30 protein-coding genes and 1 other RNA gene are annotated in these 26995 nt (G+C 58.1%); 12 read left to right on the top strand and 19 right to left on the bottom strand.

The window, feature by feature from the left end; translation table 11 throughout:
* Nucleotides 1-9: 9 nt before the first annotated feature.
* The 5 genes from ACTYEO_RS08665 to ACTYEO_RS08645 all read right to left on the bottom strand — a co-directional run bounded on the left by ACTYEO_RS08665 (nt 10) and on the right by ACTYEO_RS08645 (nt 5207).
* The gene (locus tag ACTYEO_RS08665) at nt 10-1455 is read right to left on the bottom strand and encodes a cryptochrome/photolyase family protein (RefSeq protein ID WP_449323327.1); all 1446 of its coding nucleotides are present in this window, start codon (nt 1453-1455) and stop codon (nt 10-12) included.
* A gap of 147 nt (nt 1456-1602) precedes the next feature.
* Nucleotides 1603-2595 (bottom strand): acryloyl-CoA reductase, encoded by a 993-nt coding sequence (gene acuI / locus ACTYEO_RS08660; RefSeq protein WP_449323326.1) that lies wholly within the window; start codon nt 2593-2595, stop codon nt 1603-1605.
* A gap of 60 nt (nt 2596-2655) precedes the next feature.
* Nucleotides 2656-3759: a dimethylsulfoniopropionate demethylase gene (locus tag ACTYEO_RS08655; RefSeq protein ID WP_449323325.1), complete on the bottom strand. Its 1104-nt coding sequence runs from the start codon at nt 3757-3759 to the stop codon at nt 2656-2658.
* A gap of 6 nt (nt 3760-3765) precedes the next feature.
* Nucleotides 3766-4458: a DUF1326 domain-containing protein gene (locus ACTYEO_RS08650; protein WP_449323324.1), complete on the bottom strand. Its 693-nt coding sequence runs from the start codon at nt 4456-4458 to the stop codon at nt 3766-3768.
* Between the two features lie 14 nt (nt 4459-4472).
* A complete protein-coding gene (locus tag ACTYEO_RS08645; protein WP_449323352.1) occupies nt 4473-5207 on the bottom strand; it encodes a DUF2182 domain-containing protein in 735 nt (244 codons plus the stop codon).
* Between the two features lie 96 nt (nt 5208-5303).
* Here ACTYEO_RS08645 and ACTYEO_RS08640 point away from each other — a divergent pair, with 96 nt between their 5' ends.
* The 10 genes from ACTYEO_RS08640 (at nt 5304) to ACTYEO_RS08595 (ending at nt 12577) form a co-directional block, all read left to right on the top strand.
* Complete coding sequence (locus ACTYEO_RS08640; RefSeq protein ID WP_449323323.1) at nt 5304-6053, top strand: FadR/GntR family transcriptional regulator; 750 nt, start codon at nt 5304-5306, stop codon at nt 6051-6053.
* A gap of 77 nt (nt 6054-6130) precedes the next feature.
* Nucleotides 6131-7174 carry an extracellular solute-binding protein gene (locus ACTYEO_RS08635; protein ID WP_449323322.1) on the top strand — a complete coding sequence of 348 codons (1044 nt, stop codon included), beginning with the start codon at nt 6131-6133 and terminating at the stop codon, nt 7172-7174.
* A 170-nt stretch (nt 7175-7344) separates the two neighbouring features.
* Nucleotides 7345-8415, top strand: coding sequence for a hypothetical protein (locus ACTYEO_RS08630; protein WP_449323321.1), 1071 nt, complete (start codon nt 7345-7347; stop codon nt 8413-8415).
* Nucleotides 8416-8548: 133 nt separating this feature from the next.
* Nucleotides 8549-8904: a transfer-messenger RNA gene (ssrA, locus tag ACTYEO_RS08625) on the top strand.
* A gap of 101 nt (nt 8905-9005) precedes the next feature.
* Nucleotides 9006-9374, top strand: a complete 369-nt coding sequence (locus ACTYEO_RS08620; protein ID WP_449323320.1) for a DUF4345 family protein — start codon at nt 9006-9008, stop codon at nt 9372-9374.
* A 91-nt stretch (nt 9375-9465) separates the two neighbouring features.
* Nucleotides 9466-9966, top strand: a complete 501-nt coding sequence (locus ACTYEO_RS08615) for an SspB family protein (protein WP_449323319.1) — start codon at nt 9466-9468, stop codon at nt 9964-9966.
* Between the two features lie 46 nt (nt 9967-10012).
* The gene (locus tag ACTYEO_RS08610) at nt 10013-10576 is read left to right on the top strand and encodes a class I SAM-dependent methyltransferase (RefSeq protein WP_449323318.1); all 564 of its coding nucleotides are present in this window, start codon (nt 10013-10015) and stop codon (nt 10574-10576) included.
* A gap of 92 nt (nt 10577-10668) precedes the next feature.
* A complete protein-coding gene (gene fumC / locus ACTYEO_RS08605) occupies nt 10669-12063 on the top strand; it encodes a class II fumarate hydratase (RefSeq protein ID WP_449323317.1) in 1395 nt (464 codons plus the stop codon).
* Between the two features lie 89 nt (nt 12064-12152).
* Nucleotides 12153-12350 carry a DUF4169 family protein gene (locus tag ACTYEO_RS08600; protein WP_449323316.1) on the top strand — a complete coding sequence of 66 codons (198 nt, stop codon included), beginning with the start codon at nt 12153-12155 and terminating at the stop codon, nt 12348-12350.
* Nucleotides 12347-12577, top strand: a complete 231-nt coding sequence (locus ACTYEO_RS08595) for a ribbon-helix-helix domain-containing protein (RefSeq protein ID WP_449323315.1) — start codon at nt 12347-12349, stop codon at nt 12575-12577. The genes ACTYEO_RS08600 and ACTYEO_RS08595 overlap by 4 nt, the downstream gene beginning before the upstream one ends.
* Here ACTYEO_RS08595 and ACTYEO_RS08590 read toward each other — a convergent pair.
* From ACTYEO_RS08590 to ACTYEO_RS08575, 4 genes are all read right to left on the bottom strand, one after another.
* On the bottom strand, nt 12559-13461 hold the full coding sequence (locus tag ACTYEO_RS08590; protein WP_449323314.1) for a fructose bisphosphate aldolase: 903 nt from the start codon (nt 13459-13461) through the stop codon (nt 12559-12561). The genes ACTYEO_RS08595 and ACTYEO_RS08590 overlap by 19 nt on opposite strands.
* Nucleotides 13462-13569: 108 nt before the next feature.
* Nucleotides 13570-14928 (bottom strand): cytochrome P450, encoded by a 1359-nt coding sequence (locus ACTYEO_RS08585; RefSeq protein WP_449323313.1) that lies wholly within the window; start codon nt 14926-14928, stop codon nt 13570-13572.
* The gene (locus tag ACTYEO_RS08580) at nt 14925-16160 is read right to left on the bottom strand and encodes a hypothetical protein (protein ID WP_449323312.1); all 1236 of its coding nucleotides are present in this window, start codon (nt 16158-16160) and stop codon (nt 14925-14927) included. Before ACTYEO_RS08580 ends, ACTYEO_RS08585 begins: the two co-directional genes overlap by 4 nt.
* A 42-nt stretch (nt 16161-16202) precedes the next feature.
* Nucleotides 16203-16955, bottom strand: coding sequence for a cytochrome c biogenesis CcdA family protein (locus tag ACTYEO_RS08575; RefSeq protein ID WP_449323311.1), 753 nt, complete (start codon nt 16953-16955; stop codon nt 16203-16205).
* Between the two features lie 95 nt (nt 16956-17050).
* On the opposite strand from ACTYEO_RS08575, the gene ACTYEO_RS08570 reads away from it, so the two are divergent.
* Nucleotides 17051-17284 carry a sulfurtransferase TusA family protein gene (locus ACTYEO_RS08570; protein WP_449323310.1) on the top strand — a complete coding sequence of 78 codons (234 nt, stop codon included), beginning with the start codon at nt 17051-17053 and terminating at the stop codon, nt 17282-17284.
* Here ACTYEO_RS08570 and ACTYEO_RS08565 read toward each other — a convergent pair.
* Genes ACTYEO_RS08565 through ACTYEO_RS08555 form a run of 3 tightly spaced genes read right to left on the bottom strand, consistent with a single transcriptional unit; the run spans nt 17273 to nt 20066 of the window.
* Complete coding sequence (locus ACTYEO_RS08565; protein ID WP_449323309.1) at nt 17273-18379, bottom strand: ABC transporter ATP-binding protein; 1107 nt, start codon at nt 18377-18379, stop codon at nt 17273-17275. The genes ACTYEO_RS08570 and ACTYEO_RS08565 overlap by 12 nt on opposite strands.
* A complete protein-coding gene (locus tag ACTYEO_RS08560; protein WP_449323308.1) occupies nt 18376-19182 on the bottom strand; it encodes an ABC transporter permease in 807 nt (268 codons plus the stop codon). The genes ACTYEO_RS08565 and ACTYEO_RS08560 overlap by 4 nt, the downstream gene beginning before the upstream one ends.
* The gene (locus tag ACTYEO_RS08555; protein ID WP_449323307.1) at nt 19179-20066 is read right to left on the bottom strand and encodes an ABC transporter permease; all 888 of its coding nucleotides are present in this window, start codon (nt 20064-20066) and stop codon (nt 19179-19181) included. The genes ACTYEO_RS08560 and ACTYEO_RS08555 overlap by 4 nt, the downstream gene beginning before the upstream one ends.
* Before the next feature lie 244 nt (nt 20067-20310).
* On the opposite strand from ACTYEO_RS08555, the gene ACTYEO_RS08550 reads away from it, so the two are divergent.
* Complete coding sequence (locus tag ACTYEO_RS08550; RefSeq protein ID WP_449323306.1) at nt 20311-21723, top strand: methyl-accepting chemotaxis protein; 1413 nt, start codon at nt 20311-20313, stop codon at nt 21721-21723.
* Nucleotides 21724-21802: 79 nt separating this feature from the next.
* Here ACTYEO_RS08550 and rpsI read toward each other — a convergent pair whose 3' ends face one another.
* The 7 genes from rpsI to ACTYEO_RS08515 form a co-directional block, all read right to left on the bottom strand.
* Nucleotides 21803-22300 carry a 30S ribosomal protein S9 gene (gene rpsI, locus ACTYEO_RS08545; RefSeq protein WP_449323305.1) on the bottom strand — a complete coding sequence of 166 codons (498 nt, stop codon included), beginning with the start codon at nt 22298-22300 and terminating at the stop codon, nt 21803-21805.
* Between the two features lie 2 nt (nt 22301-22302).
* Nucleotides 22303-22761, bottom strand: a complete 459-nt coding sequence (rplM, locus tag ACTYEO_RS08540) for a 50S ribosomal protein L13 (RefSeq protein WP_449323304.1) — start codon at nt 22759-22761, stop codon at nt 22303-22305.
* A 170-nt stretch (nt 22762-22931) separates the two neighbouring features.
* Nucleotides 22932-24128, bottom strand: coding sequence for a lipid-A-disaccharide synthase (gene lpxB, locus ACTYEO_RS08535; protein ID WP_449323303.1), 1197 nt, complete (start codon nt 24126-24128; stop codon nt 22932-22934).
* A complete protein-coding gene (locus ACTYEO_RS08530; protein WP_449323302.1) occupies nt 24125-24907 on the bottom strand; it encodes an LpxI family protein in 783 nt (260 codons plus the stop codon). Before ACTYEO_RS08530 ends, lpxB begins: the two co-directional genes overlap by 4 nt.
* A 5-nt stretch (nt 24908-24912) precedes the next feature.
* Complete coding sequence (gene lpxA / locus ACTYEO_RS08525; protein WP_449323301.1) at nt 24913-25713, bottom strand: acyl-ACP--UDP-N-acetylglucosamine O-acyltransferase; 801 nt, start codon at nt 25711-25713, stop codon at nt 24913-24915.
* Nucleotides 25714-26196 (bottom strand): 3-hydroxyacyl-ACP dehydratase FabZ, encoded by a 483-nt coding sequence (fabZ, locus tag ACTYEO_RS08520; RefSeq protein WP_449323300.1) that lies wholly within the window; start codon nt 26194-26196, stop codon nt 25714-25716.
* Nucleotides 26197-26318: 122 nt separating this feature from the next.
* On the bottom strand, nt 26319-26987 hold the full coding sequence (locus ACTYEO_RS08515) for an OmpH family outer membrane protein (RefSeq protein ID WP_449323299.1): 669 nt from the start codon (nt 26985-26987) through the stop codon (nt 26319-26321).
* Between the last annotated feature and the right edge of the window lie 8 nt (nt 26988-26995).

Here is a 26995-nt window from a genome sequence, read left to right as displayed (position 1 = left end):
CTCAAATTATCAAAATCCGCGCGTCTCATAGGCCTGAAGCGCGCGGCTGCGCCCCTCCTTGGCCGAGACAATCGGATGATCGGGATACGGGTCAATCGCGGACATGGACCAGTTTTTCGGGATAGCCTCGAAATAAGACAGCGCCTGCGCCCCCGCTTTGGGGGCCAGTTCCGCCACCCATCTGCGCCGATAGCGGCCTGATTTGTCGAATTTCTCGGCTTGTGTTTCGGGGTTGAAGACGCGGAAATAAGGTGTCGCATCAGGCCCCGAGCCTGCCGACCATTGCCACCCCATCGCATTGGCGGCGGGGTCCCAATCCACAAGGCACTCCTCGAACCATTTCAATCCCAGCTTCCAATGCATCTGCAGATGTTTGGTCAGATAGGAGGCCGCAATCATCCGCGCCCGATTATGCATGCGGCCCGTCACATACATCTCGCGCATCGCGGCATCGACCACTTCCATACCCGTGCGCCCGCGCATCCATGCCTGAAATTGCGGATCGCTGGCATCGGTATTCCACGCAAAACCATCCCATTCAGGCCGCCAATTGGAGCGGGTGATATGCGGGGTGTGATAGACCAGATGATAGGAAAAATCGCGCCAGATCACCTCTTTGAGGAAGGTCTCTGCCCCCGCTTTGCCCTCCTGCATGGCGCGCGCGCCCGCATGCCAGCAGGTCCGCGCCGATATCTCGCCATAGGCCAGATTTTCCGACAAAAGCGAGGTGCCGTTCTCAGCCAAAGCATCGCGCATCTCGACATAGCCCTCGACACCGCTCTCGATAAAGCTCTCAAGCCGCGTCAACGCCGCCTCTTCACCGATATTGAGATGCCCGCGCACCACATCCGCGCCACGCCGCATGGCATGGCCCAAGCCCCAATCCGCGATCGCCTCTCTTTCGGGCCAGGATGAAGGCACTGCCAGTTTCGGCAGTGAAAGCGCTGGCGCCACATCCCGCCCGCGCAGCGTTTTCCAGAACGGGGTGTAAACCTTGTAGAACCCGCCCGTACCTGTCTGCACCGTCCAAGGCTCATGAATAACATGGCCTGCATGGCTGACAGCCTCCAGACCATCCGCCTTCAAGCCTGATTTGACCGCCTCATCGCGCGCACGCGCCTCAGGGTCATAAAGCCTGTTCCAATGGATCTCGCGCGCGCCCGTCTCGCTCATCAGCGCCCGCAACACCTCCAGCGCCGGCCCGCGCCGACAGACCAAGCCGCTGCCCGCCTCGCGCAAGCTTTGGGCAAAGGCCTCCGCCCCCAATCCCAAACGCCATTTCGGCGCTGCACCATGGGCCTCGACCACCTCATCACAGATAAACACAGGGATCACAGGCGCACCGCTGGCGCAGGCCGCGCTCAGTGCAGGGTTATCACGCAGCCTGAAATCACGGCGCGTCCAGAAAATGACAGGGGGCTTGCTCATATCGCCAATCGTTTTTGTCTTACCCATGCCAATCTAGCGCAGGCCGCGCGGGTTCAAGCCCTGATTGCGTTTCGCGTTACGATTGCCCCAGATCGAGCCGAGTGAAACCCAAATTCTAACGCGAAACGCTGTCTTTCATCTTTCCAAAAATACGACAGGCCTCAACCCAAGCCCTCACGCGGTCACATCAACCACAACGCGGCCCCTGACACCGCCTTTCAGGATCGATTTTCCAAGCGCAGGCAATTCCTCAAGCCCCGCAGGCACAATCATCGCCTCCAGCTTATCCATCGGCAGATCGCGCGCGATCCGCTCCCATGCGCGCAGACGGTTCTCATAGGGCTGCATCACACTGTCGATCCCCAACAGGTTCACGCCCCGCAGAAGGAAGGGAATGACCGTGGCAGGCAAGCCCGCGCCCCCCGACAGACCAACAGCCGCAACCGAAGCGCCATATTTCATCTGGCCCAAAACCCGCGCCAGCATATCGCCGCCAACCGCATCCACGCAGCCCGCCCATGTTTCGGCCTCCAAAGGGCGCTTGACCGTCTCGTTCAATTCTGAGCGCGCAACAATCCGCGACGCCCCCAAACCTTCCAGATAGGCAGCCTGCTCGGGCCGTCCTGTAACGGCCGCCACCTGATAGCCCAGATTGGCCAGAATGGCCGTGGCCACCGAGCCGACACCGCCTGCAGCCCCCGTGACAAGCACTTCGCCCTGATCGGGCGACAGCCCGTGATCTTCCAAAGCCATGATCGCCAGCATCGCAGTAAACCCTGCCGTACCTACGGCCATTGCGGCGCGCGCGCTCAGACCCTGTGGCAATGGCACCAGCCAATCCGCCTTGACCCGCGCTTTCTCGGCATAGCCGCCCCAATGCGCCTCACCCACGCGCCAGCCTGTCAGGACAACCGGATCGCCCGCTTTATAAGCAGGGTTATCCGACTGCGCGACTGTGCCCGCAAAATCGATGCCCGGAACATGAGGGTAATTGCGCACCAAACCACCGCCCGGTCCAACGCAGAGACCGTCTTTGTAATTCACCGTGGAATATTCAACCGCGACCATCACATCGCCCTCGGGCAACTGCGCCTCGTCGAGCTGCTGAACCGAGGCCGATGTTTTTCCCTCATCATCCTTTTGCACCACCAAAGCGCGAAATGTCATCTCATGTCCCTCTCGTTTAACGGTGAAATCACATTAGAGTCACACCGTAATATATTGTAATTAATTCCAGAAATTCTCATGCACGGTTGCCGCGCGCGTTTCATCTGGCAATTGCACCTCGATCTCTGATCCCTCATCCCAATGGGTCAGGCGCACCATGCCCACGGCCACATTGGTTTTGAAATCGGGCGACCAAACCGCCGAGGTCACCTGCCCCACGCGTTTGCCTTTTGAGGTCAAAATCCAAGGTCTGTCACATACGGGGATCTTGTCGCCCTCAATGGCAATCGCGCGCAGCTGTTTGACAGGGCCTTCCTTGGACACCCGCAACAGCGCATCCCGCCCGATACAGCCAATCGCCGTCTGGGTGTTGCAAAACCGGCCAAGCCCACATTCATGCGGCGTGTTATCGGCCGTCATGTCATTGCCATAGCTGAGCAAACCGCTCTCGATCCGTTCAATCGCATTGGGGCAGCCTGCATGCACATCCAAAGGTTTGCCCGCTTCCATCAAAGCATTCCAAAGGGGCATCCCGATATCACTGCCATCGACATAGATCTCGAAGCCGCCCTGTTTGGAATAGCCCGAGCGCGCAATGGCCATATCGCGACCCTCGAATGTGAACCAGCCAAAGCGGAAGAAGCGCAAATCGCGGATCGCATCCCCAAAGACATCGGCCATCAAATCATCGGCCTTTGGCCCCTGCACCGCCAGCGGCGAGACATCGGGCTCATTGATCAACACATCCAGACGATAGCCATAGGCAATGCCTTTGACCCATAGCAGCATGTCGCTATCGGCCAGCGAAATCCACCAGCGATCCTCGGTCAGTTTCAGCACGACAGGGTCATTCAACATGCCGCCTGTCTCATCCACCACAGGCATATAGTAACATTGGCCGGGCAGCATGCCGCGAAGATCGCGCGGGGTCAGCATCTGGACAAGCCGCGCAGCATCGGGGCCACGGATTTCGACCTGACGCTCGCAAGCGACATCCCAAACCTGAACGGCTTCCTTCAGATGATGGTAATCCTCCTCCAGTGAGCGGAAAACCGTGGGCAACAGCATGTGGTTATAGACCGTATAGGCTTTGACGCCTGCGGCCTCGACACCATCGGAAAACGGGGTGCGCCGGATGCGGCGCGAAGGCGAGAGTGATGCCATATGCGTTTACTTTCCTTGAGGACCAATCCAGTCGATCTGGCAAATCTCGGCCGAGCGGCCATCGAAATCCCACACACGGCCAAAGGCGCGCACGCGGCCTTTGGTGGCGGTGGCCACGGTGATATCAGGCCCCATCCAATAGCCTGTATTGGTCACCACGATATCTTCATCGGGGTTATTACCTTGCACAGGCACAACCTCGCCCTGAATGAAGCGGCCCACCATCAGGCGGCGCGCAGGGCCTTCATTCTCAAAGACCACGGGCGCACGCTCGGCCCCCAGAAATTCGCTGACCAGAACCGAGAACAGACCCGTGGTGCCCTTGGCCTTGCCCGAGAAGATATTGAGAAGCCCTTCATAGGCCTCATAGGAGGCACGCTCGTCGATATAGGCGGCCGCTTTCCAATTGCCGCGCGCCATCAAGCCCGGGATCTCTAGGACAAGCCCGACATTCAGGCCCGAGATATCCTCATCGCCATAAAAGCCCTCATCAATGCGCACCCCTGCCCATGCCTGACAATAGCCTTCGGTCGGGGCATGTTTGCCAAGGCTGACCACGCAAGGGCAAAACACGGTGCAATTGCAATTCAGGATCAACTCGCCCTTGATCGCCCAAGGCACCGTGCCAAGCGCTGTCGGCTTGGCGTCAGGATGCCTGTTTGATATCTTGGCGGGCGCAATTATCTTTTCAGCAGTCATTTCGGGGTCCTTCCTCAAGTTCCCATGAGGCCGAGCCACAGCCCTGCCCCCATAAGTGAAACGCCTAATGGGCGTGTAATGTAGCGGCCCAGTTCGGGCAGTTTTTCCAAAATCATCAAAATGGTTGCCAGCCCCATAAAGGCGAGGTTCATCACCCCGCCGACAAAGGCCAAAAGCATCAAAGCCGCGCAGCAGCCGACACAGACCGCCCCAAGGCGCAGCCCCATCGCAAAGGGGCCATCTGCCCAATGCGACATGAAAAAGGTCAGCGGCGCGCGGCATTTCGACAGGCAGGCCTCTTTGAGAGGCGTGAATTGATAGGCCCCCGCGGCGATCAACAGCAGCCCCGAAAACAGGCTTGATCGGCTATCGCCCAAGGCCGAGACCAGATCAGCTTGGAACAAAACGAATTGCAGGGCCGCGGCAAGGATGGAAAAGCCGATCCAGACCAGCATATAGCCGCCGACCAAATGGCCAAAACTGGTATCGGTCGTATGGCCAAGGTCGTCATAGGTGGCAAAAGCGGGCAAGGCTGTGGGGGCCATCATCGCCGCCGACATCAAGACCCACATCAAGGTGATCCGCGCAAAGCCCGCCGCGTCTGGCGTCAGCGTGCAAAGCCCCGCCCAGAATTCGGCCCCGTAAAGGGCGGCACCCTCGCGCATGATTTGGGGGGCGGCCATGGCAAACAGCGCGGCCCATCCCAACAGGATCAAGGCAAAAAGCGTGAGCCAATGCGGTGCTGCCATTGCACGGATGCGTGATGCGATCACTGACGTAGCCCTCCCCGACTCACCTTGTTTTCGCTTGCCAACCTTGATGTCAGACATTTAAATGTCTGACAAATGAAAATCGATCCAAATTCCTCCGCCGATCTTTCGGCGCAAATTGCCAAGGCGATCCGCGATGCGATCATCTCAGGGCAATTGATTGTAGATGAGCGTCTGCCGTCCGAGGCGGAGCTTTCCGAGCAATTCGACGTGTCGCGCCCCACGGTACGTGAAGCGCTCAAGCGGCTGGCGGCGCAATCGCTGATCCGCACGCAGCGCGGGGCCTTTGGCGGGGCCTTTGTGAACAGGCTGTCCTATCTCGATGCCTATAACCATCATATCACAACATCAACGCTGCTGCTCAGCATGAATGAGGTCAGCTTTGATGTGGCCTGCGAGGCGCGCTTTGCCTTGGAACGCGCCTGTGCGCCCTTTGCCGCCGAACGGCGCAGCGCCGATCATCTGGCCACGATGCGCGCCGAGATTCACCGCCAATCCCAACCGGGCCTAAGCGACGAGAGCTTTTGCGCATCGGATGTCGCGCTCCATAGGGCTTTGGTGGATGGTGCGGGCAACCCCGTGATGGCCTATCAATTGGCCGGTGCCGTCGAGGCGATGCAGCCCTTGATGAATATGATCACCTTCACCGCCCGTTCCCGCGAGGCGATCGTTGCGATCCACACCAATATCACCGATGCCATCGAGGCGCGCGATGGCGAGGGCTGCACCGCCGCCTTAAGCGCACTTGAGGCCTATACCAAGGATTTGGCGCGCTCGGTCATGGCCGCGCGGGACAAAGCGCGCGAGGCCGCACCAAGCACATGAGACCCCTTGCGAGACAGGCTGGCCTCTCCTAGGCTCATGGCCAGTTTGCCACCCTCCATATCACCTAAGGGGACATCATGAAGAAACATCTGGCTCTTGGCACCACCCTCGCTTCCCTCGCCGCTCTTCCTGCCTTTGCGCAAGACGACAGCCTGCTCGTCTTTGACTATTCCGGCTTTGAAGACCCCAGCTTTCACCAGCCCTATATCGACGCCCATGGCGACAGCCCCAGCTTCGTGTTCTTCGGCGATGAAGACGAGGCCTTCCAGCGTCTGGTTTCGGGCTTCACGGCTGATGTGACCCATATCTGCGCAGGCTCCGTGCCGCGTTGGCAGGCCTCTGGCATCATCGAGCCTTGGGATACCGCCCGTATCGAGGCTTTTGCCGATCTCGACAGCTCGCTCGTGGGGCAGGATGTGATTGCGGGCTCGGCTGATCTGTATTTCCTGCCAGTGGATTACGGCACCACGGCCGTCACCTATAACACCGATGAAGTCACACCCGATCAGGTCTCCTCGCTGGCGGTCTTCACTGACCCTGCTTTTGCAGGGCGTTTGTCGATCCCTGACAATGTGGATGACGCCTTTGCGCTGGCCTATCTGGCCACAGGCGTGACCGATTGGACCGATGCCACAGATGCCCAATTCGAGGCCGCCGCCGATTGGCTGCGCTCTATCCATGAAAACCTGCGCACCTATTGGACCGACCCCGCTGAATTGGGCCAATTGATGGGCTCGGGCGAGGTTCTGGTGGCTTGGGCATGGAATGAAGTGCCCGTGGCCATGGCCGATGAGGGCTTCCCCGTGGGCTATGAGCGCAACACGACCGAGGGCACAAGCGCGTGGCTTTGCGGCTATGTGAATATGGTCGAGGCCCCTGGATCAGAAGACCGCGCCTATGACTATGTCAACGCGATGCTGAACCCCGCCTCGGCGCAAGGCCTGCTGGAAGGCGGCTTTGGCACGGCGAATGCGGCGGCGCTGGCGTCATTGGGCGAGGACACTTTGGAAGCCAATGGTCTGGGCACGGTCACAGTGCCCGTTCTGGCGCAATTGCCGATCTCCAATGATCAACGCGAGCGTCAGGCAGAGGCCTTTGAGCGGATCAAAGCGGGCTTCTGAGCAAAGCGGTGAGCGAGACAAGAGACGGGCGCCCCACGGGGCGCCTGTTTTTGTTGGGAGGGGGCAAATGAGACCTTATTAGAAAATTCACCAGACGGCGGCGAAAGATTCTTGATCAGATAGTCTCAAAAGACGAACATGATCGCAGAAGGCCTACTAATTGGGATGTGTTGGAGGATAGCAATAAAGTGTTTTTACGAGAACCGCGCGTGGTATTTATTGGAACAACTGATAGTTTTAGTGAAACGCCTGACTTGCAACCATATATCAAACTAAGCGATCAATTTCGTAGCGAAATAGCCCCTGATGCGGCTTTTAGAATACGAGCCCTACCTAACGACGATAGTCATTTGGCATACGCTAAGAGGCAATTCGCACGAACTGCCTGCGGCCTTGAGTTCTCTGTAAGTCTACGAAACGGCGTGTTGCAGCAATATAAATCTCATACTTTAGGCTATCTTGCCGAACAAGGCGTCTCTAGAGAAATGGCTTCACGCCGAAGTAGCATCGGTTCGGGCAGCGAAAGCACAATGGACATAGTTTTTAATAGAACTCTGTTCGATGATTTAATGCTATTCTCTCACATTTGCGTTGTTTCTGGCATCCTTGCTCAGCAGGGAAACTTCTTCTCGCGATCCAATGCCGCCGTGATATCTAATCGCGAAACTCGACGCTATACAGATTTTCCAATTTATATGAGTATGAAACACATCCAGCCGGAAAGATTCTCTCTAGAGAAACTCGATCTAGCTGAGACAATCTCTTTCGTCCTCAAAGCATCCGAGAACGGAAACCTCAGAGAACTCAATCCTTTCATAAGGGGCCTCAATTACCTTATTAATGCACTCTCGCATGGACACCACTCTGCCTCGACCTTGTTATGGGCAGTATCGGCTATAGAATGCTTCCTTAAAAATCCCAATGAGAGATCAACAACGGAGCTCCTAGCTGGACGGCTTCGGGCGCTATTAGAAGGCGAAAATGAAGACAATGCCGTAGGTGAGTTCCGTAAATTGTATAGATTTCGAAGTAACTTCCTGCATGGAGCGCAAAACATTCCAATCTGGATTGGTGGAGCGCTTCTTTTCCCTAAAGGCCTTCAAAAGCCAGATCAAACTCTTGGCACCTTGCAAGAGAGCTCGACTGCTATCGCAATCGCCTTAAAGGTCGCTCAAAAGATGATCCAGCGTCGCATGGTAGAATTAGAATGGGAAACTCGCCTCCGGATGCGGTCGGACTAGAGCTATCTCGATCGCATCTAAGATTAACACATGACTCAGTCTGTAAATTGTTCAGATAGGCATCAGGTCTTCGTACGGAAGCGGACGTCAGTCCAAGCTGCAACGAACGTCCGCTTCCCGCCTCCCCCACCCCCCCCTTCCCATCCGCCCCCATCATCCCTATATTCCATCCTGTCTCCTTCGGGGGGCTATGGACATAAACGCGCTCGTAATAAGCGGATCGGACCCGGGGGCGGTACCCGGCGGCTCCACCATACACCCGTCATTTGCGGATCATGGGGCCGAAACAGGATCGACGAACGTCTAAAGGGGTTAGCTTTGTCTCGGTGAGATACCACCGTTATCGGTTCAAATCGTACAGTTGCAAATGACAACCGTGCTCCGGCAATGGCTCTGGCTGCGTAAGCAGTTCGGGTCGCCGAAACTAAGCCCTTACGCCTAGCCGCGTAAGGCGGGGTTCGCAGGCACCTGGCAACAGAAGCCTGCACTTCCCCCCTAACCTGCGGTCCACATAGCCGCCTGATTTGGCCAATAGTGATCCACAGCCCCCCCTTGGCGCGTAAACCCTTTGAACGACAGGGGAGCAGACGATGGGAATCGGTGCCACGACAATTGAAATTATCAACTATCTGGTCGCGCTTGCGACGGTTGGTCTGGGGCTTGCGGGCTGGCTTGCGCCGCGCTGGACGATGGATGTGCTGGATATGAAGGCAGGGCCCACCAATATGGCCTTTACCGAGGTCTCGGCGGCATCGGGCTGTTTGTTTGTGGGGCTCGGGCTTGGCGCGATTGCGCTGAATGACCCGCTGGCGTGGATCATCATGGGCTTTGCCTATACGGGCGCGGCCATCGGGCGCGTTACCTCGATTTTTCGCGATAATGCGGCCTCGCGCCAAAGCTGGACCTTCTTTTCCGCCGAGGCGCTGCTGGCCTCTTGGCTGGTCTTTGCAAATATCTGATCCGTAAGCCCCACGCGCGGCCCCTGACCTGCTTTCAATCTTTAACGAATCTTCTATGGTAAACGCAGCTGCCCCAGAGGATCGCCCCCCTATGACCGAAGACGCCCCAGATTCCTCAATTCCCTATGGGAAGCTCATGCATAGCGCGATGCGGCGTCTGATCCAGACGGTTTTGACCGATGTGGCCAGCCATGGCCTGCCGGGAAAACACCATTTTTTCATCAGCTTCGACACCCAACACCCGCATGTCGATATCGCCGATTGGCTGATGGAGCGCTATCCCGAAGAAATGACCATCGTGATCCAGCATTGGTTCGATGCCTTGATCGTGGATGATGACGGTTTTTCGATCACGCTGAATTTCGGCGATAATCCCGAAGCCTTGCGCGTGCCCTATGATGCGATCCTGACCTTTGTCGATCCATCCGTTGAGTTCGGGTTGCGCTTTGAGAGCATTATCCCCGAAGGCGGCCCCGATGATGACCCCGAGCCGCTGGATGAAGCAGACGAGGCCCCGATGGAAGAAAATGCCACCAGCCCCCGTCAGGAGGCGCAGGTCGTCAGCCTTGATCGGTTCCGAAAGAACCACTGACATACCCGCCCCGATATAAAAGTTTTTCAAGGGATGTGATGCTGCAATGCGCGATGATTTCCAACTCTTTATGGGCCAAATCCTGAGCAAGCCGCATCAGATCGTGGCGCTGGCCCCTTCATCCTCGCAGCTATGCGCCGAAATGGCCGCCGAGGTTGATCCCGAGGGCGACCATGTCATCGAATTGGGCGCGGGCACGGGCAATATCACCCAAGCCATCCTCGATACGGGCCTGCCCCCCTCCAATCTGCATTCCATCGAGATGAACCCTGTGTTCTGCGACAGGCTGCGCACCCGTTTTGACGGGGTGAACATTCACCAGATGAGCGCGGGCGATATCACCGATCTGGCCTTGGACAAGGTGCAATGCGTGATCTCGGGCCTGCCGCTTCTGTCGATGCCGCTTGAACTGCAACGCGCCATTATCGAGGGCAGCATCGCGCTGATGGGGCTGCATGGCAGTTTCGTGCAATTCACCTATGGCCCGAAACCCCCGCTGGCCCGCAGCCTCCAACAGGAGCTTGGCCTCAACGCACGCCGCAGCCGCAAGATTTGGCGCAATCTACCCCCTGCCCGCGTCTATCGCTTCGAGCGACAGATCGACGCCTGATCCGCCTTTGGCCCTGCCCAACTCCAATCAAGATATTGCGGGCAAGCGTTTTGAGCGGTATCTGGCATGCACTCGTAGACCGGAGAACACGCATGACCGCCACCCGTACCGAATCCGACAGCTTTGGCCCGCTTGAGGTCCCCAGTGACAAATATTGGGGCGCGCAAACGCAGCGCAGCCTGATGAATTTCCCCATCGGTTGGGAAAAACAGCCCGTTGCCGTCGTGCGCGCGCTTGGGGTGATCAAACGCGCCTGTGCCGAGGCCAATAAAGCTTCGGGCAAATTGCCCGCCGAACTGGCAGATGCGATGATCACCGCCGCGCAAGAGGTTATTGATGGCAAGCTGGATGAGCATTTCCCGCTGGTCGTATGGCAGACGGGTTCGGGCACGCAATCGAATATGAATTCCAATGAGGTCATCTCGAACCGCGCGATCGAGATTTTGGGCGGCGAGATCGGCTCCAAAACGCCCGTGCATCCCAATGACCATTGCAATATGGGTCAGTCCTCGAATGATACCTTCCCCACCGCAATGCATATCGCCGCCGCGATGACCGCGCGCGATGTGCTGCTGCCGGGATTGGATAAATTCGCCACTGTCCTTGAGGAAAAAGCGCAGGAATTCAAAGACATCATCAAGATTGGCCGCACCCATACGCAGGATGCCACACCGCTGACCTTGGGGCAGGAATTCTCGGGCTATGCCAAGCAAATCCGCAATGGCATTGCACGGATCGAAATGGCGCTTCCTGGCATCTATGAGCTGGCCCAAGGTGGCACGGCTGTGGGCACGGGGCTGAACACCGATAAGGGGTGGGACACCGAAGTCGCGGCCAATATGGCGCGCATCACGGGCCTGCCTTTTGTGACCGCCCCCAATAAATTCGAAGCCTTGGCCGCCCATGACGCGATGGTATTCATGTCGGGCGCGATCAAGACAACCGCCATGGCGGCCTATAAAATCGCCAATGACATGCGCTTTCTGGGCTCTGGCCCGCGCTCGGGGCTTGGTGAATTGATCTTGCCCGAAAACGAGCCCGGATCCTCGATCATGCCCGGCAAGGTGAACCCGACACAGGCCGAGGCCCTGACCCAAGTCTGTGCTCATATCCTTGGCAATGACGCAGCAATTGCTTTTGCAGGCAGCCAAGGGCATTTCGAACTGAACGTCTATAACCCGATGATGGCCTATAACTTGCTGCAATCCATGCAGCTTTTGGGCGATGCGGCGGACAGTTTCACGGAACGCATGCTCAAAGGCACGCAGGCCAATGTGGACCGGATTGAAAAGCTGATGCGCGAGTCGCTGATGCTGGTCACCGCTTTGGCCCCCACCATCGGCTATGACAATGCCACCACGGTTGCCAAGACAGCCCATAAGAACGGCACCACCTTGCGCGAAGAAGCCGTGAAATTGGGTTTTGTGGATGAAGAGACCTTTGACCGTGTTGTGCGGCCCGAGGATATGATCGGCCCCAAAGGCTAGGATAAAATCCATTTGGACAATCGGCGGGACGGCAATATTGCCGCCCCGTTCCATTTGGTTACTCTATCACTCCAACTTGCGGGGAAGACATGGCAAATCTCATCAATCTGAACCGCGCCCGCAAGGAACGTGACAAGATGAACAAGCGCGCGCAAGCCAATGAAAATGCTGTGCAATATGGCCGCAAGAAAGCTGATAAACTGCTGGATGCGACCCGTGATGAACAGGCGCGTAAATTACTGGATGGTCACAAGCTGGACCCCAATTCCGAGTATGAGCAGGAATGAATACACGTCCCCAAAAGCGCTCTTTGACCTTGCGGGGGCATCGCACATCGGTCTCGCTTGAGGATGTGTTCTGGGATGAATTCCGCCTGATCGCCGATGCGCGCGGGCAAGCCGTGAATGAATTGGCCGCAGAAATAGACGAGGCCCGAGGGGTCTCCTCGGGCCTTGCCACAGCGATCCGGTTATTCGTGGTGAACGAATTGCGCGCTCAGAGGGATGCGCGGTAAATCTTCTCGATATTGGCGCCAAGCGCTGCATCAAATTCCGCATCCGATTGGCCTGCATCAAGGCCTTGGGTCAAGGCGCGGCTGAAGCTGGCGATCATTGCGGGGATTTTGGCCAGACGGTCACATGCCACATCCGTGCTATAGCCGCCCGACAAGGCCACCACACGCAAGACATTGGGATGGATCGCGCAGTTTTCATAGGCGCGAGGATCTTCGGGGATGGTCAGCTTGAGCATCACTTCCTCGCTTGCCCCAAGCTGGTCGAGATGGCGGCTCAAAGCCTCGGCCAGATAGCTTTCTGCCTGCTCCTTGGAGCTTGAGTTGATATTCACCTCAGGCTCGATGATCGGCACCAGACCTGCGGCGCAAACCGCGCGGGCCAGTTCGAATTGTTGGGCAACAACGGCCTCGATTCCGTCGGCATTGGCCTCATGGATGACCGAGCGTTCCTTGGTGCCAAAAATGCCAAAGCCTTTGGCCACATCCAGCGTCTCGGCCAGACCATCAATGGGCTTGAGAAGCTGCACGCCATTGCTGGCCTCTTCAAGGCCTTTATCGATCTTCAGGAATGGCACGATGCCCTTATCATTCCACAAGACCTTGGCGACAGGCGCGCCTTTGATCGTCTCGCGCATCGTGCGCTCGAACAGGATCGCGCCCAGAACTTTTTCCGAGGTGAAATCGCGCGACAGGATAATGCGCTCGCGCATTTTCTGCATCAGGGCGAACATTTCGGCGTCATTGGCATAGGCATCCTCAGGGATGCCATAAAGCGCCAAAGCCTTCGGCGTGGAGCCGCCAGATTGATCAAGGGCTGCGATAAAACCGGTATCTGAAATGATCCGATCCCGCTGTGTACTGAAGGTCTGCGATTGATCAGTCATGGCTCAAAGCTCCCGAAATAGGCAGATATGAGCTATGGTCTAGGTGATGAATCCCCCTCTGGATAGAGGGGCGGACCACGTTTATCGCTAACAAAATAAAGGTTATCGCTAACAGGTGTCGCGTTTCTCAAGTTTTAGCCAAATGCCGTCTTTGGCCCGCACTGTCAGATAGGCCACGGGCACGGGTTCGCGCCCCTCAATCAACGAAAAACGGAATCGCCGCAGCAACATCGAGAGCAATAACGGCCCCTCAACCATGGCAAACCCCGCGCCTGTGCAAACACGTGCGCCCGCGGAGAAGGGAATATAGGCCTCGCGCGCGCATGTCTTGCCGTTCTCAGTGCTCCACCGTGCAGGATCAAACCCGTCAGGATTATCCCAGAGCCGCTCATGCCTGTGCAAATGCCAAGGCGAGATCACCATCTGGCTTCTCAGGGGGATGTCACGCTCTCGAAATTGCTCGGGGCAGCTTGTCTCGCGCACCATCATCGGAACGGGCGGATAAAGCCGCAAGCTTTCGCGAAAGACATCACGGCTGAGTTTCAATTTGGACAGGACCGCGAAATCCGCGCCCTCGTCCAACACCCGCGCCTCCTGTGCCAGACGCTCCTGCCAGTCGGGATACATGGCCAGCAGATAGAGCGTCCACCCAAGCGCCGAGGCGCTGGTTTCATGCCCCGCCAGAAAGAAGATCGCCACTTGGTCGATCATCTCCTCGGTGGTGAAGCAGATGCCCGTTTCAGGGTCAGGGGTGGTCATGATCTTGGTGGCCAGATCATCAGGGGCTGTGCCTGCCTTGATCTCCTCCATCCGCCTTGCGGTCAATTCACCGATCAACCCACGGATCGATCGCGCGGTGGTTTTGGTGCGCCGCTTGAACCCGCGCGGCATCCAGCGCGGCAGGGGCAGGAAAGCGGCGATATTCAGGATCGGCTGGGTGCGCTGGTAGGCACGAAACTCATGAAAAACACGGGTGGCCAATTCATCTTCGATCGGGATCGAGAAGAGCGTGCGAAAGATCACATCGGCGGCGGCATGGCTCATCTGCTCTTCCACCTCAACCATGCCTGAGGGCATTTGCTCCACTGCGCGCTCACCCGCGGCCCAGATGGCAGGAAAGGTATCGCGCAGGCGGCCGCCCTCAAAAGCGGGGTCAATGATGCGGCGCTGGCGTTTCCAGACCTCACCATTGGTCAGGAAGACGGAATTTCCCAACAAGGGGCGCAACCCCTCGCCCACACGGTCCGATTTCGGGAAATCATCAGGGCGGGTCTTGAGCAGCTCGGCCACTAGATCAGGCTGGTTCACCAGATAGGAGCGGAAAAACGGCGTGCGAAACTCGGCCATCCAAGCGCGGTAGAGGCGCGCGGGCTGCGCCGAGAGGATATCCTGCCGAAACAGCCGCAAATACCGCCAGAGCGAGACGCGATCAGGCCGCGCGCTTGGTTTGGGTGGCAGGCGGCTCATGCGGCGATATCCCTGAAGCGGTTCACAGGCGTCTCGATCACGCTTTTTGAGGGCGCACGGGTGGCATAGCGGGTGGCAAGGCTCAAAGGGCCCGCGGTGATCTGGAAATAGTCGTAATCGCGCGGCGCATCAAAGGCGTTGAGATATTGGAAATGCAGCTCAAAAAGCCGCCAGCGCATGGCCGCCCAAGTCTCGGGCTTGAGCGATTGGGAAAAGGCGGCTGAGATCACAAGGGGCCAGCGTTTTTCCGCAGGGGCCACGCCCGTTACCGCTACAGGGTCGCAAAGCGCAAAGGAACACCCATCGCCCGGCGCTGTGACATCCACCCATGTGATCGCCTCACAGCTTGCGAGATAGGCCAGATCAGCCCGAAGGCGCTGTGCTTTGGGCAGGAAGCTGACCATCGGCACCACATGGCCCAAACTCAGCAAAGCAAGCTTCGGCCCGTTTGGCGGCAATTTGCCCGCGCGGATCAAATCGGCCAGCATGGAGACCGCGATATATGCGCCTGAGGAATGCCCCACCACCAAGACCTCATCCACATCCTCCCGCAGGGCTTGGGCGATCCTGTCTGCAAAGGCGGCCATGCGCTCCTCCTGCGCGGGGGGATAAGCCCCTTTGAGCCGCGCCGAGAATGCGTAGTCATGCATCAGGTAATAGGCCAGCAGGTGATCGCGCTTTTTGAACCAGTGCAACATGCCCCAGATCACGAAAGGTGCCATCACAAGGCCAAAGACCGTGAGGGGAATGCCGATCAAAACGGCGGAAGCATACGCCACCGCATAGGCAAACCCCCAGCCTGCCAGCAGCGCAAGGGCAAGCTGCCCCAGTAGGACCAGAACGGGGTAAAGCGCTGCAATCACGGGGCCTTTTCGCAAACGGGCCAGTCGGAACAAAGCGCCCGACCCGATATAAATCCATGCTGTGCGCAGCAATTGCCAATAGGTCGCTACAATCCCCGTTCCCATGGAGGCGCGCACGATATCGGCCCAATACATCACCTCAATCTCGGCCTCGGTTTTATGGCCGTTGATCTCGGCGCTCACATGCCAGCCGAATGTCGCATCGCTTTGCTTGGGACCCATCGCAATATCATAGGCTGAAATCTCGGCCTGTTTTGCGCATTCGCGCCTATAGCGCTCGCGATATTTGCGGGGATGCACGGGATCATAGCCGGGGACATACATCACCCGACGCGTTTTGACCTGTTGACCTGTGCTCTCACTGCTCATGGGGCCAGAGTAACGTCTAAATCGGGCAAGGAAATGGCGAAATCAGCCAAGCAGCGCGAGGGCGGGGAAAGTCTCGAGCAGCCAGAAGGAAAAGGCCGAGAAGGCCCCCGTCAAAAGTGCGAGGCCAACCGCCACCAAAAGCAGGCCCATGATCCGCTCAATCAGGCGCATATGGCGCTTCATGCGGGTCATCACCCCTGTGGCGCGCTCGATGAAGATCGCCGTCAGAATAAAGGGCAGCCCCAGACCGATGGCGTAGATTCCCAAAAGCAGCGTGCCGCGGGCAAGGCTGGCCTCGGTCGCGGCCAAGGTCAGGATGATGCCAAGCTGTGGCCCGATGCAGGGCGTCCAGCCAAAGGCGAAGGCAAGCCCCAGAATATAGGCCCCAAAGGCCGATCCGCCGCGGTCGCCCACATCAAGGCGCGCTTCGCGGTCCAGCAAGGGAATGCGGTAGAGACCCAGAAAATGCAGGCCGAAAACAATGATCACAACACCTGCAATACGCGATAGAAGTATCTGGTTTTGCAAGAAAAACTGACCGAAAATAGACGCGGTAAAGCCGAGGAACAAAAACACCGTCGATAGACCCAGCACAAAGAATAAAGCCGCGATAATTGCACGCGCGCGCGCCGATCTTTGCGAGGACATCTCATCCATCGTGATCCCGCCCATATAGGCGATATAGGGCGGCACAATCGGCAAAACACAGGGGCTCAGGAAGCTCAGGATACCTGCGCTCAAGGCCACAAGGATCGCGGGCAGCAGGCTGGCGTCATATAGGTCAATTCCGAACATGCCCCCTGCTTATGCGGTTTCACAGCCGCCGTCACCTAGGAGTTTCTCACATTCTTGTGGACGGGGCTGGCAGCGCGGCTTAAGCCGTGGCGGCAATGGAATATGATCTGGATATCGATGCGATCGGGCTGCTCTGCCCCCTGCCCGTCTTGCGCTTGCGCAAGCGGCTGGAGGGGATGGAGGCAGGCCAGATCGCAAGGCTGTGCGCCAGTGATGCCATCGCCCATGTCGATGTGCCGCATTTTTGCGAAGAACAGGGCCATGAATTCCTTGGCAGCGAGGACCTGTCTGAGGGCAGCGCGTTTTTCGTCAAGAAATCAGGGAAATAGCACCATGGCCCGCGGGTCCCATGTGACTTGGGTGCGGGTGCCCACCTCCAGCACGGGCCGTCCCACCACATTGCGCATCGAAATGCGCACAGGCTCCTCGGCGCCATCAAGGCGGACGTCGTAATAGGTCATATCACCGTAATAGACGACCTCATCCACCATGCCTTGCGCGATACGAGCCTTGGTCTGCTCGCCCTCAAAGAGAATCGAGAGCGTCTCGGGCCGCACGCCCACGGCACAAGCCCCGCTGACCTCGCCCGCAGGGCATTGCTCGGCCGCGATCTCGGCCTTGCCAAGCCCTGCCACCTCAAGGCTGATCTTACCCCCATCAGGGGAGGCATGGCCTTTGAGGAAATTCATCACCCCGATGAACTCGCCAACCCGCTTGGTCTTGGGGCGACGATAAAGCAGTTCCGGCTCATCCAATTGCGCGATCTCGCCCTCGAACATCACCGCGATGCGGTCGGACATGACCAGTGCTTCCTCTTGGTCATGGGTCACAAGGATGAAGGTGATCCCGACCTCGCGTTGCAATTTGATTAATTCAACTTGCATGATCTCGCGCATTTTTTTATCCAGCGCCGAGAGCGGTTCATCCAGCAGCAAAACCTTGGGCTTGAGGATCAGCGCGCGCGCCAAGGCCACCCGCTGGCGTTGACCGCCCGAGAGCGCATGGGCCGCCCGCGCGCCATAGCCCGACAGCCCCACCATCTCCAGTGCCTCGCCCACGGCGCGAGCTTTTGCAGCGCGGTCCAACCCCGATTTGCGCAGGCCAAAACCCACATTTTCAGCCACGCTGAGATGGGGGAAGATCGCATAGGATTGGAACACCATATTGGTCGGGCGCTTATTGGGCGGCACGCCTTCCATATTCTGCCCCGAAAGCAATATCGCGCCTGACGAAATATCCTCGAACCCCGCAATCGCGCGCAATAGCGTGGTCTTGCCACAGCCCGATGGCCCCAGAAGCGAGAAGAACTCCCCCTGCCCGATCTCGGCGCTGATCCCGCGCAGGGCGTGATACTCGCCGTAATATTTATGCACATCCTGAAGGCGGATGATCGGCGCGTGCTGGTCTGTATTCGGGGTGGTCACAAAAACCCTCCAGTATCCTTGAGGCCCGCGCGTCTGAGACCACGCTTGCGGACAAATTCAGCCAAAATCAACAAGACCACCGATAGCGCCACAAGAATGGTGCCAAGCGCCATGACAATCGGCAGCCGTGCAGGGAAACGCAGCTGCCCCCAGAGATAGACAGGCAAGGTCGGCTCATTGCCCGACAGGAAAAACGCGATGATGAACTCATCAAGGCTGATCGTAAAACAGATCAAAAGCGAGGCGATGATACCAGGCGTGACCAAGGGCAGCGTAACAAGGCGGAAGGTGCTGAGCGGCGTCTCGCCCAGATCAATCGCGGCCTCCTCAAGGCTGCGGTCCATATTGGCGAAACTGCCCTGTAGAATGGCCACGGCAAAGGGTGTGCAGATCAAAACATGCCCCGCAATGATCGACCATAACCCTGTCGAGAGCCCCGCCTGCAGCATCACCACCAGCAGCGAGACGGCCACGATGATCTCGGGCAGCACCAAGGGCAGCATGATAAAGCCCAAAATCCCCGCTTTGGCAGGAAAGGCGTAGCGCGCGCCCGCACGTGCCGCAAACAGCCCCAGACAGGTGGCAAGGATCGCCACGGAGACGGCGATGAACAGGGAATTGCCCGTCGCCTCGATCAATGCCTCGGTCGCCAGCAGATCGGTGAACCAGCGCGTGGTGAACCCTTGCAGCGGGAAGGCGATGATCGTGCCGTCATTAAAGGCGAAAAGCGGCAGCAGGATGATCGGCGCATAGAGAAACACCAGATAGATCACTGCATAGATATGAAGACCACGCCCCTTCATTTCGCCCCCCTTGTCCAACGCCGTGTCACAAGGATCAGCACCAACGATACCGAGGCCACCATCAGCATCGCCAGCACCGCCAGCGTGGCCCCCATCGGTGCATTATTTAGGCGCATGAATTGCGTCTGGATCATATTGGCAATCATCGTTCCGCCCGACCCGCCCACAAGGCGCGGGGTCACGTAATCGCCGATGGTGGGAATAAACACGATCAGGATCGCCGCCAGCACACCTGGGATGGCCAAGGGCAAGGTGATGCGCAGGAAGGTCATCACCTTGTTCTCGCCCAGATCACGGGCGGCCTCCAACAGGCTGCGGTCGATTTTTTCAAGGCTCACAAAGATCGGCAGGATGGCGAAAGGCGCATAGGCATGGGCCAGCGTGATCACCACCGAATTGGCGTTGTAAAGGATCCAGCTCAGCGGTTCCTCAATCACGCCCAATGCGATCAGAGAGCCATTAACCGGCCCATCATAGGCAAGGATCACCCGCCATAAAAACACGCGGATCAGATAGCTTGTCCAGAAAGGAATGGTGATCAGAAACAGCCAGAGCGATTTACGGCTCGGATCGACATGAAAGCTGACGAAATAGGCAATCGGAAAGGCGGTGATCACGGTCAGGGCGGTGACGGCCAGCGAGATACGCAGGCTGCGGATCATCAATTCCCCATAAAGCGGGTCGGTCAGCGCCTCGCGGTAATTGGCAAGGGTCAGGCTTCGGTCAATGGTCAGGAAATCTTGCGTCCAGAAGCTGAACAGAATGATGCTGAGCAAGGGTGCGGCCAGCATGACCAGCGCATAGATCAGCGGCGGGCTGACAAGGGTCAGACCTTTCGCTGCATCGGTTCTCAGACGCTTGCCGAACCATCCCGCCTCGCGCATTGCAAGACACCCACCCTGTTTCCAACCGCTAGATTGGATGATCCTTACGGCAATAAGGGGGCTGCGCAAGGGATTCGACGGGGCTTGGGTACGGCTGCGGAAGGTGGCTAAAGACGAGTCCTCAGAGCACAGTTTGAGCGGACAGGTCACGCAGCTTTGCAGGCGTTCTTTCAAAAACCTCCTAAACGTCGCGACAAACTGTCCGTTGTTTTATGCGACTTTGTTAAATTCTCGGACCCTAGTTATGACTTACCAGCGCCCCACCTCTCCTCATCACGACACGCTACACGAGGACATCCAAACTCCCGCCGAGGCCGAGGCGGACGCAGCCGTGATCAAAATGGTCAATGACACGCAAGCCGTGATCCATTTCAAAATGGACGGCACGATCATCACCGCCAATCCGAATTTCCTCGGGGCTGTCGAATACCCTCTGGAGGAAGTGGCAGGGCGTCATCATTCGATCTTTGTCGATCCCGATTACGGCAAGAGCGAAGAATACAGAACCTTTTGGGCCGATTTGCAGGCGGGGCGCAGCTTTACCGATCAATTCCCACGCGTCACCAAAACTGGGAAAAAGATCTGGATCCAAGCAACCTATGCCCCCGTCAAAGATGAGAACGGCACCCTGACCCGTGTGGTCAAAGTGGCCACTGACATCACGGAACGGGTCACCGCGATTGAAGAGATCGCAGAAGCGCTCTTTGATCTGCGCGACGGCAAATTGACCACGCGGGTCGCGATCAGCTCCCTGCCCGATATGGCCAAAATCGCCACCGCCTATAATGAGGCGGTCTCGCATATGTCCAATCTGATGCGCAATGGCACCGCCGTCAGTGGCGAGGTTCATTCCATCGGCGAGGCCATCACCAATGCCTCGGGCGAATTGGCCAGCCGCGCAACCCACCAAGCCTCGCAAATCGAGCAGACCGCCGCCGCGGTGGAAGAGTTGACCTCCTCCACACAGGCCAGTGTCGAGAGTGCACGCCGCGTTTTGACAGGGGCCAATACCACCCGTGATCGCACCAATGAAAGCGAAACAGTGGTCCAGAACGCCATCGCTGCGATGCATAAGATCAAAGACAGCTCGGACCGGATCGCGCAGGTTATTTCGGTGATTGATGATATTGCCGCGCAAACCAATCTTCTGTCGCTCAACGCCGCGATTGAGGCGGCACGCGCTGGCGCTGCGGGACGCGGCTTTGCCGTTGTGGCCTCGGAAGTGCGGCAATTGTCTCAGCGCAGCGCCGATAGCGCGCGTGAAATCAGCGAGCTGATCGCCGAGAGCCAGAAACATGTAACGGGCGGTGTCGATCTGGTCGATAAAACGGGCCAAGAGCTGCGCCGCATCTTTGATGATATCGGCGAATTGACCGGCAATATCGAAGAAATCGTCACAGGCGTGAATGAGCAGAACACCGCCTTGGGCGATATCAACAGCGCCGTCTCTAATATGGAAACCGTGACGCAAGAAAACGCCACATTGGCAGAGGAATTGTCAAAAGACAGCGGCAACCTGACCCAAGCGGCCACAGGTCTGACCAAGGAATTGCAGTTCTTTAAACTCGATCAACACGCGCAGGCCGAAGTGTCACCCGCAATGCTGCAGGAATACGCAGCGATGATGCGCAATGCGGGCTTGGCGCAGCCAAACTGACCCAGCTCCATCCGTTCCAAACAAAAAGGCCACCCGCGCAGGGTGGCCTTTTTGGTTTTTCGGGATCGCGCGGTGGCGATTAACGCTTGGAGAACTGGAAGCTCTTACGGGCTTTCGCCTTACCGAACTTCTTACGCTCAACAACGCGGCTGTCACGGGTCAGGAAGCCTGCGGCTTTCAGAGCGCCACGCAAGGAGGGCTCATACAACTGCAATGCTTTCGAGATACCATGCTTCACCGCACCCGCCTGACCAGACAGACCGCCGCCTTTAACGGTGGCCATCACGTCAAACTGATCTTCAACGCCTGCAACCGTGAACGGCTGACGCAGGATCATCTGAAGAACGGGGCGTGCGAAATAGGTGTTGATTGGCTTGCCATTGACGGTGACCTTGCCGGAACCCGGCTTGATCCAGACACGAGCAACCGCATCTTTCCGCTTACCAGTGGCATAAGCACGGCCAAGCGCGTCGCGCATAGGCTCAACTGGGGTGGAGGCTACTGCCATGGCGTCAGGGGCTGCGCCCTCGGCCACAGCGCCTTTCAGCTCATCGAGCGAAGAGAGTGTGTCGGCCATGATTAGCTCCGCGTATTCTTGGGGTTCATGGACTTGACGTCCAGAACGGTTGGATCTTGTGCCTCATGCGGGTGGGTGCCACCTGCATATACACGCAGATTTGTCATCTGCTGACGGCTCAACGGGCCACCGGGAAGCATGCGCTTGACGGCCTGCATCACGACGCGCTCGGGGTATTTGCCCTCGAGGATCTGGCCAGTTGTACGGCTCTTGATGCCGCCTGGATAGCCAGTGTGCCAGTAGTTCGGCTTGTCACGCTTTTTGCCTGTCACCTGCACCTTATCGGCGTTGATGACGATGACATTGTCGCCCATATCCATATGGGGCGTGAAGCTCGGCTTGTGCTTGCCGCGCAGCCGCATGGCGATGATCGATGCAAGACGACCCAGAACAACGCCTTCGGCGTCGATCACGATCCACTGCTTGTCGATATCCGCCGGAGTAGCGGTAAAGGTTTTCATGTGCTTCTTCCTTAGCAAAATGCCAGCCCCTTCGGGCAGAGCAACCAAAAAAGACAGAGGAAGGCCCCTGCCTCGGTTGGGATGGCGGGTATATGCGGCAAAGACAGATGCAGGTCAAGCACCATGAATTTAACTTTATAAAGCAAAAACAGTAGCTTAACAATTGGGTATTATTTTACCCCATCTTTTTTGGCCTGAATTGCAGCCAAAACCGATTGTGCCGCCCGCAGACCGGGCGCAGGCCCACCCAAACCAAGGCGCTGCATGGTCACCTCGGCGGCATTGAGCTGTTCGAGCCGCACCGTTTCGTTCGATAATATCTCGGTCAGGGCGGCGGCGATCATATCGGGGCGGCATAACTCGCCCAGATATTCGGGCACGGCGCGGGTATCGCTGACCAGATTGACCAAGGTCACCGTGTCCACCCGCAGCATCGAGCCGATAATCTGGCGCGACAGCCAATTCATATCATAGGCCACAACCATGGGCGTATTTGCGGCTGCAAGTTCCAGACTAACCGTGCCCGAGGCCGCAAGCGCCACATTGGCCGCCCCGAAAGCGGCCCGTTTGCGGGCGGCGAAACCCTCGGCACTGGTTTCGCGCGGGTCCAGAATGGTGACGGGCACATCCCAAAGCGCGGCCTTTTCATTGACCAAGCCTGCTACATGCTCGGCTGCGGGCAGCACCACCTGAAGATCTGGAATGCGTTCCGATAAAAGCGCCAATGTTTGCCCGAAACGATCGGCCAATCGCCCGACCTCAGAGCGGCGTGATCCGGGCAGGACCAGAACCAGCGGCGCATCGGGCGCAATGCCTTCTGCCGCGCGAAACTGGGCGGCGTCTTCGGCACTGGCTAAGGGCTCGGCCACGACAGGATGGCCCACGAAATCGCAGCTCATCCCCGCCACCTGCATATAAGGCGGCTCGAACGGCAAAAGCGCTAAAACATGATCAATATTGCGGGCCATTTTCTCGGCCCGTTTCGGCCGCCATGCCCAAACCGAGGGCGCCACATAATGGATTGTGGGGATGCTCGGATCAGCACGGCGCAGTTTTTTGGCCACGCGCAGGCAGAAATCAGGGCTGTCGATTGTGATCAAGGCATCGGGTTTGATCGCAAGGGCGGCCTCAACCGCCTGATCGCGCCGTTTGAACAGCGACCGCAGACGCGGCAAGACCTCGGCCAGCCCCATCACGCTCAACTCTTCCATCGGAAAGATCGATTGAAGGCCTTGGGCCTCCATCATCGGGCCACCGACGCCGAAAAACGAAGCATTTGGGTTAAGGCTGCGCAGACCTGCAATGAGCGCTGCGCCAAGACGGTCGCCCGAGGCCTCGCCGGCAATCAGGAAAAAGCGCTGGCTCACGCCTCGGCCCACAGGGCGATCCCGCGAGCCTGAGCCTCCGAAATGACATCCTCGTGGTCCAGAACAAGCACGCCGCCTGCCTCGATGCACAGCCCCGACAGGCCCGCCTCATCGGCGCGGCGCACGGTATCTGGCCCGATTGATGGCATATCCACCCGCAAATCCTGCCCCTGTTTGGAGCGTTTGACAAACACCCCACCCGAGCTGGGGGCCTGTTTGGCAATGAAATCCAGCATCGCATCCGTGCCAGGTGCGGTTTCAATCGCCAAGATCTGCCCTTTGGAAGCCACGGCCACCTGCCCCACATCCAAGGGCGAAAGCGTTTCAAGAACAGCGCGCGCACGGGCGGCATCGCTGCGTTTGGCATCGCTCATCATGCCCGCCAGAACGCCTTCTTCGGCCAGAAGATCAGGGCGGATGTCATGCGCACCCAAAATCGAGAAGCCTTCATCCTCAAGGATCGAGACGATGGTGGATAGCAAAGCATCATCCCCGCGCGACAAGGTCGGCAGGATACGCGGCATCAATTCAACCGTGCGCGGATCAAAAGCGGAAGGGTCAAGAATGGGGCGTGTCATCGCGCCTGCCAAACACAGCTCGGTCACCCCTTCGGCCTTCAAAGCCTCGAACAAACCGCCAAGCTGTTCGAACCGCGCCTCAATCAGGGGAGCGTCCAGCGAAGTGCTGGGAACACCTTCGAATTGCACAATATGGGCCGGTCCTGCCTCTAGCAGCAATGCGGGCAACCGCCCTGCCCCTGACAGAATTGCGCGCGTCATCAAAGCTACCTCGGGGTCAGGAAGGACCGATCCGAGCCCTTCAAAACAAAATCGACCAGATCGCGCACATAATCCGAGGATGGATCATCGGCCGCAAGGCGTTGCGCGCGTTCCTGAAACGCCCCCTCGCCCTGTGCCAGCGCCTGATAGGCGGCGCGCAAAGCGGTGATATCTTCCTTGGGCACGCCGCGGCGCTTGAGGCCCACAAGATTTAGCCCGTCCAACGCACCGCGCGGCCCTTGGACAAGCCCGTAAGGGATCACATCATTGGTCACCATGGTCACGGCCCCGATGATCGCGCCTTTGCCGATGCGGACGAATTGGTGGATGCCCGATAGGCCGCCGATGATGACATTATCCTCAATGATACAATGCCCCGCGATGGCGGATTGATTGGCCACAATCACATGATTGCCGACCTGCGCATCATGGCCCACATGCGCGCCTGTCATAAACAGTCCATCATCACCGATACGCGTCACCCCGCCCCCGCCTTCGGTGCCCGAATTCATCGTCACACCTTCGCGGATACGGTTGCGCTTGCCCACGATCAACGAGGTCTTCTCGCCTGCATATTTCAAATCCTGCGGGATCTCGCCGATATTGGCGAAAGGAAAGATCACCGTTTCATCGCCGATCTCGGTCAGACCTGTGACCACGGCGTGGGATTTCAGCTCAACCCCGCGCTTGAGGGACACCTCGGGGCCGACCACACAGAAAGGCCCGATACGGCAGTCAGGGCCGATCACGGCCCCCTCTTCGATCACAGCCGATGGGTGGATCACGGATGTCGGGTCAATCGCCATTCACGCAGCCCCGCCTGCATCCGCAGGCAAGTCCATCATCGCGGTAAACTCGGCCTCGGCGGCCAATTCGCCCTCGACCGTGGCGCGGCCCTCGAATTTCCAGACCTTGCCGCCAGGTTTTCCACGGGTGACCGTAACGTCCATCTCCAGCACATCGCCTGGAATAACCTTGCGGCGGAATTTGGTTTTGTCGATGCCCATGAAATAGACCAGCAAGTCCCTATCAGCCATATCGGCGCTGACCCCCACCATGACGGCAGCGGTTTGGGCCATCGCCTCGATGATGGTGACACCGGGCATGATCGGCGCGCCGGGAAAATGGCCTTGGAAATGCGGCTCATTGAAGGTCACATTCTTGATGCCCGTGGCCGAGGTGAAGGGCACGATATCCTTGACTTTATCGATCAACAGAAAGGGGTAGCGATGGGGAATGATCTTCTGGATCAAGTGAATATCGGCGGAGGTCGGTGTTTCAGCCGTCATGCGCTTGGTATCCTTTCCGTGTCTGTCTCGGGTGATCCGAGTTGTCTGTCGACCCTCCTAGCAACTCGGCCCCTTTCGGGCAAGCGCGCGCGCACAAAGGCGTGGGGTCGGGTGTTTGAAATCTAGGGGTCGTTCGGCTCTGCCGCGCGCGGCACGGGTTGGGCGAGAACGCCCAGATCCAGCAAAGGGGCATCGCCGCCTGCGCCAAGGGTCTCGTTGATCCGTGCAATGGCCTGCGGTGTGATATCGGCGCTGTCAGGCGACAGGATCACCGCACGATTATCAAGGATCGCGCCTGCATTTTGGTCTTCCAGCAATTCGATCAGGATCGGAAAGGCCAGATCAAAGAAGCGCTGGCGCCCCTGATCGGCCTGTTGGGTCAGTGAACGGGCCTTGGTTTCCTGTGCGCTGCGGATATCTTCGACGCGGGCGTCAAACTCATCTGCCAATGCGCGGAAAGCGTCAGCCTCCATGGTGGCGCGCTCATTGGTCAGACGCAATTCCTCGGCGGTCAGCAATGCTTCGATCTCGCGGTTTTCGGCGGCAAGGGCTTGGCCTGCTGCCTCCAACTCCTGGTTGAGGCGGATACCGTAAAGCGATTGGGAATAGAGTTGTTCCTGATCCAGCACCAAAATACCGAGCGGTGCTTGGCGCGGTTGCTGGCTGGGATCAGCCCCCTGTGCAAGGCTGGGGGACCCCGTGAAAGCCATGCCCACAAAGCCCAATGCAACGACAAAGGCGAGGCCCCGAAGCGCCCCGCCCTTTTGTCTTTTTGGCACAATTTCTGCCATGATACCGC

It is taken from the genome of Rhodophyticola sp. SM2404 (assembly GCF_053570515.1).
This window is presented reverse-complemented; position numbering and strand designations above follow the sequence as displayed.

Excerpts from the sequence above, each read along its gene's own strand:
- ACTYEO_RS08665 (WP_449323327.1), bottom strand. The coding sequence starts at position 1,455 with ATGGGTAAGACAAAAACGATTGGCGATATGAGCAAGCCCCCTGTCATT.
- acuI (WP_449323326.1), bottom strand. The coding sequence starts at position 2,595 with ATGACATTTCGCGCTTTGGTGGTGCAAAAGGATGATGAGGGAAAAACA.
- ACTYEO_RS08655 (WP_449323325.1), bottom strand. The coding sequence starts at position 3,759 with ATGGCATCACTCTCGCCTTCGCGCCGCATCCGGCGCACCCCGTTTTCC.
- ACTYEO_RS08650 (WP_449323324.1), bottom strand. The coding sequence starts at position 4,458 with ATGACTGCTGAAAAGATAATTGCGCCCGCCAAGATATCAAACAGGCAT.
- ACTYEO_RS08645 (WP_449323352.1), bottom strand. The coding sequence starts at position 5,207 with ATGGCAGCACCGCATTGGCTCACGCTTTTTGCCTTGATCCTGTTGGGA.
- ACTYEO_RS08640 (WP_449323323.1), top strand. The coding sequence starts at position 5,304 with ATGAAAATCGATCCAAATTCCTCCGCCGATCTTTCGGCGCAAATTGCC.
- ACTYEO_RS08635 (WP_449323322.1), top strand. The coding sequence starts at position 6,131 with ATGAAGAAACATCTGGCTCTTGGCACCACCCTCGCTTCCCTCGCCGCT.
- ACTYEO_RS08620 (WP_449323320.1), top strand. The coding sequence starts at position 9,006 with ATGGGAATCGGTGCCACGACAATTGAAATTATCAACTATCTGGTCGCG.
- ACTYEO_RS08615 (WP_449323319.1), top strand. The coding sequence starts at position 9,466 with ATGACCGAAGACGCCCCAGATTCCTCAATTCCCTATGGGAAGCTCATG.
- ACTYEO_RS08610 (WP_449323318.1), top strand. The coding sequence starts at position 10,013 with ATGCGCGATGATTTCCAACTCTTTATGGGCCAAATCCTGAGCAAGCCG.
- fumC (WP_449323317.1), top strand. The coding sequence starts at position 10,669 with ATGACCGCCACCCGTACCGAATCCGACAGCTTTGGCCCGCTTGAGGTC.
- ACTYEO_RS08600 (WP_449323316.1), top strand. The coding sequence starts at position 12,153 with ATGGCAAATCTCATCAATCTGAACCGCGCCCGCAAGGAACGTGACAAG.
- ACTYEO_RS08595 (WP_449323315.1), top strand. The coding sequence starts at position 12,347 with ATGAATACACGTCCCCAAAAGCGCTCTTTGACCTTGCGGGGGCATCGC.
- ACTYEO_RS08590 (WP_449323314.1), bottom strand. The coding sequence starts at position 13,461 with ATGACTGATCAATCGCAGACCTTCAGTACACAGCGGGATCGGATCATT.
- ACTYEO_RS08585 (WP_449323313.1), bottom strand. The coding sequence starts at position 14,928 with ATGAGCCGCCTGCCACCCAAACCAAGCGCGCGGCCTGATCGCGTCTCG.
- ACTYEO_RS08580 (WP_449323312.1), bottom strand. The coding sequence starts at position 16,160 with ATGAGCAGTGAGAGCACAGGTCAACAGGTCAAAACGCGTCGGGTGATG.
- ACTYEO_RS08575 (WP_449323311.1), bottom strand. The coding sequence starts at position 16,955 with ATGTTCGGAATTGACCTATATGACGCCAGCCTGCTGCCCGCGATCCTT.
- ACTYEO_RS08570 (WP_449323310.1), top strand. The coding sequence starts at position 17,051 with ATGGAATATGATCTGGATATCGATGCGATCGGGCTGCTCTGCCCCCTG.
- ACTYEO_RS08560 (WP_449323308.1), bottom strand. The coding sequence starts at position 19,182 with ATGAAGGGGCGTGGTCTTCATATCTATGCAGTGATCTATCTGGTGTTT.
- ACTYEO_RS08555 (WP_449323307.1), bottom strand. The coding sequence starts at position 20,066 with ATGCGCGAGGCGGGATGGTTCGGCAAGCGTCTGAGAACCGATGCAGCG.
- ACTYEO_RS08550 (WP_449323306.1), top strand. The coding sequence starts at position 20,311 with ATGACTTACCAGCGCCCCACCTCTCCTCATCACGACACGCTACACGAG.
- rpsI (WP_449323305.1), bottom strand. The coding sequence starts at position 22,300 with ATGGCCGACACACTCTCTTCGCTCGATGAGCTGAAAGGCGCTGTGGCC.
- rplM (WP_449323304.1), bottom strand. The coding sequence starts at position 22,761 with ATGAAAACCTTTACCGCTACTCCGGCGGATATCGACAAGCAGTGGATC.
- ACTYEO_RS08530 (WP_449323302.1), bottom strand. The coding sequence starts at position 24,907 with ATGACGCGCGCAATTCTGTCAGGGGCAGGGCGGTTGCCCGCATTGCTG.
- lpxA (WP_449323301.1), bottom strand. The coding sequence starts at position 25,713 with ATGGCGATTGACCCGACATCCGTGATCCACCCATCGGCTGTGATCGAA.
- fabZ (WP_449323300.1), bottom strand. The coding sequence starts at position 26,196 with ATGACGGCTGAAACACCGACCTCCGCCGATATTCACTTGATCCAGAAG.
- ACTYEO_RS08515 (WP_449323299.1), bottom strand. The coding sequence starts at position 26,987 with ATGGCAGAAATTGTGCCAAAAAGACAAAAGGGCGGGGCGCTTCGGGGC.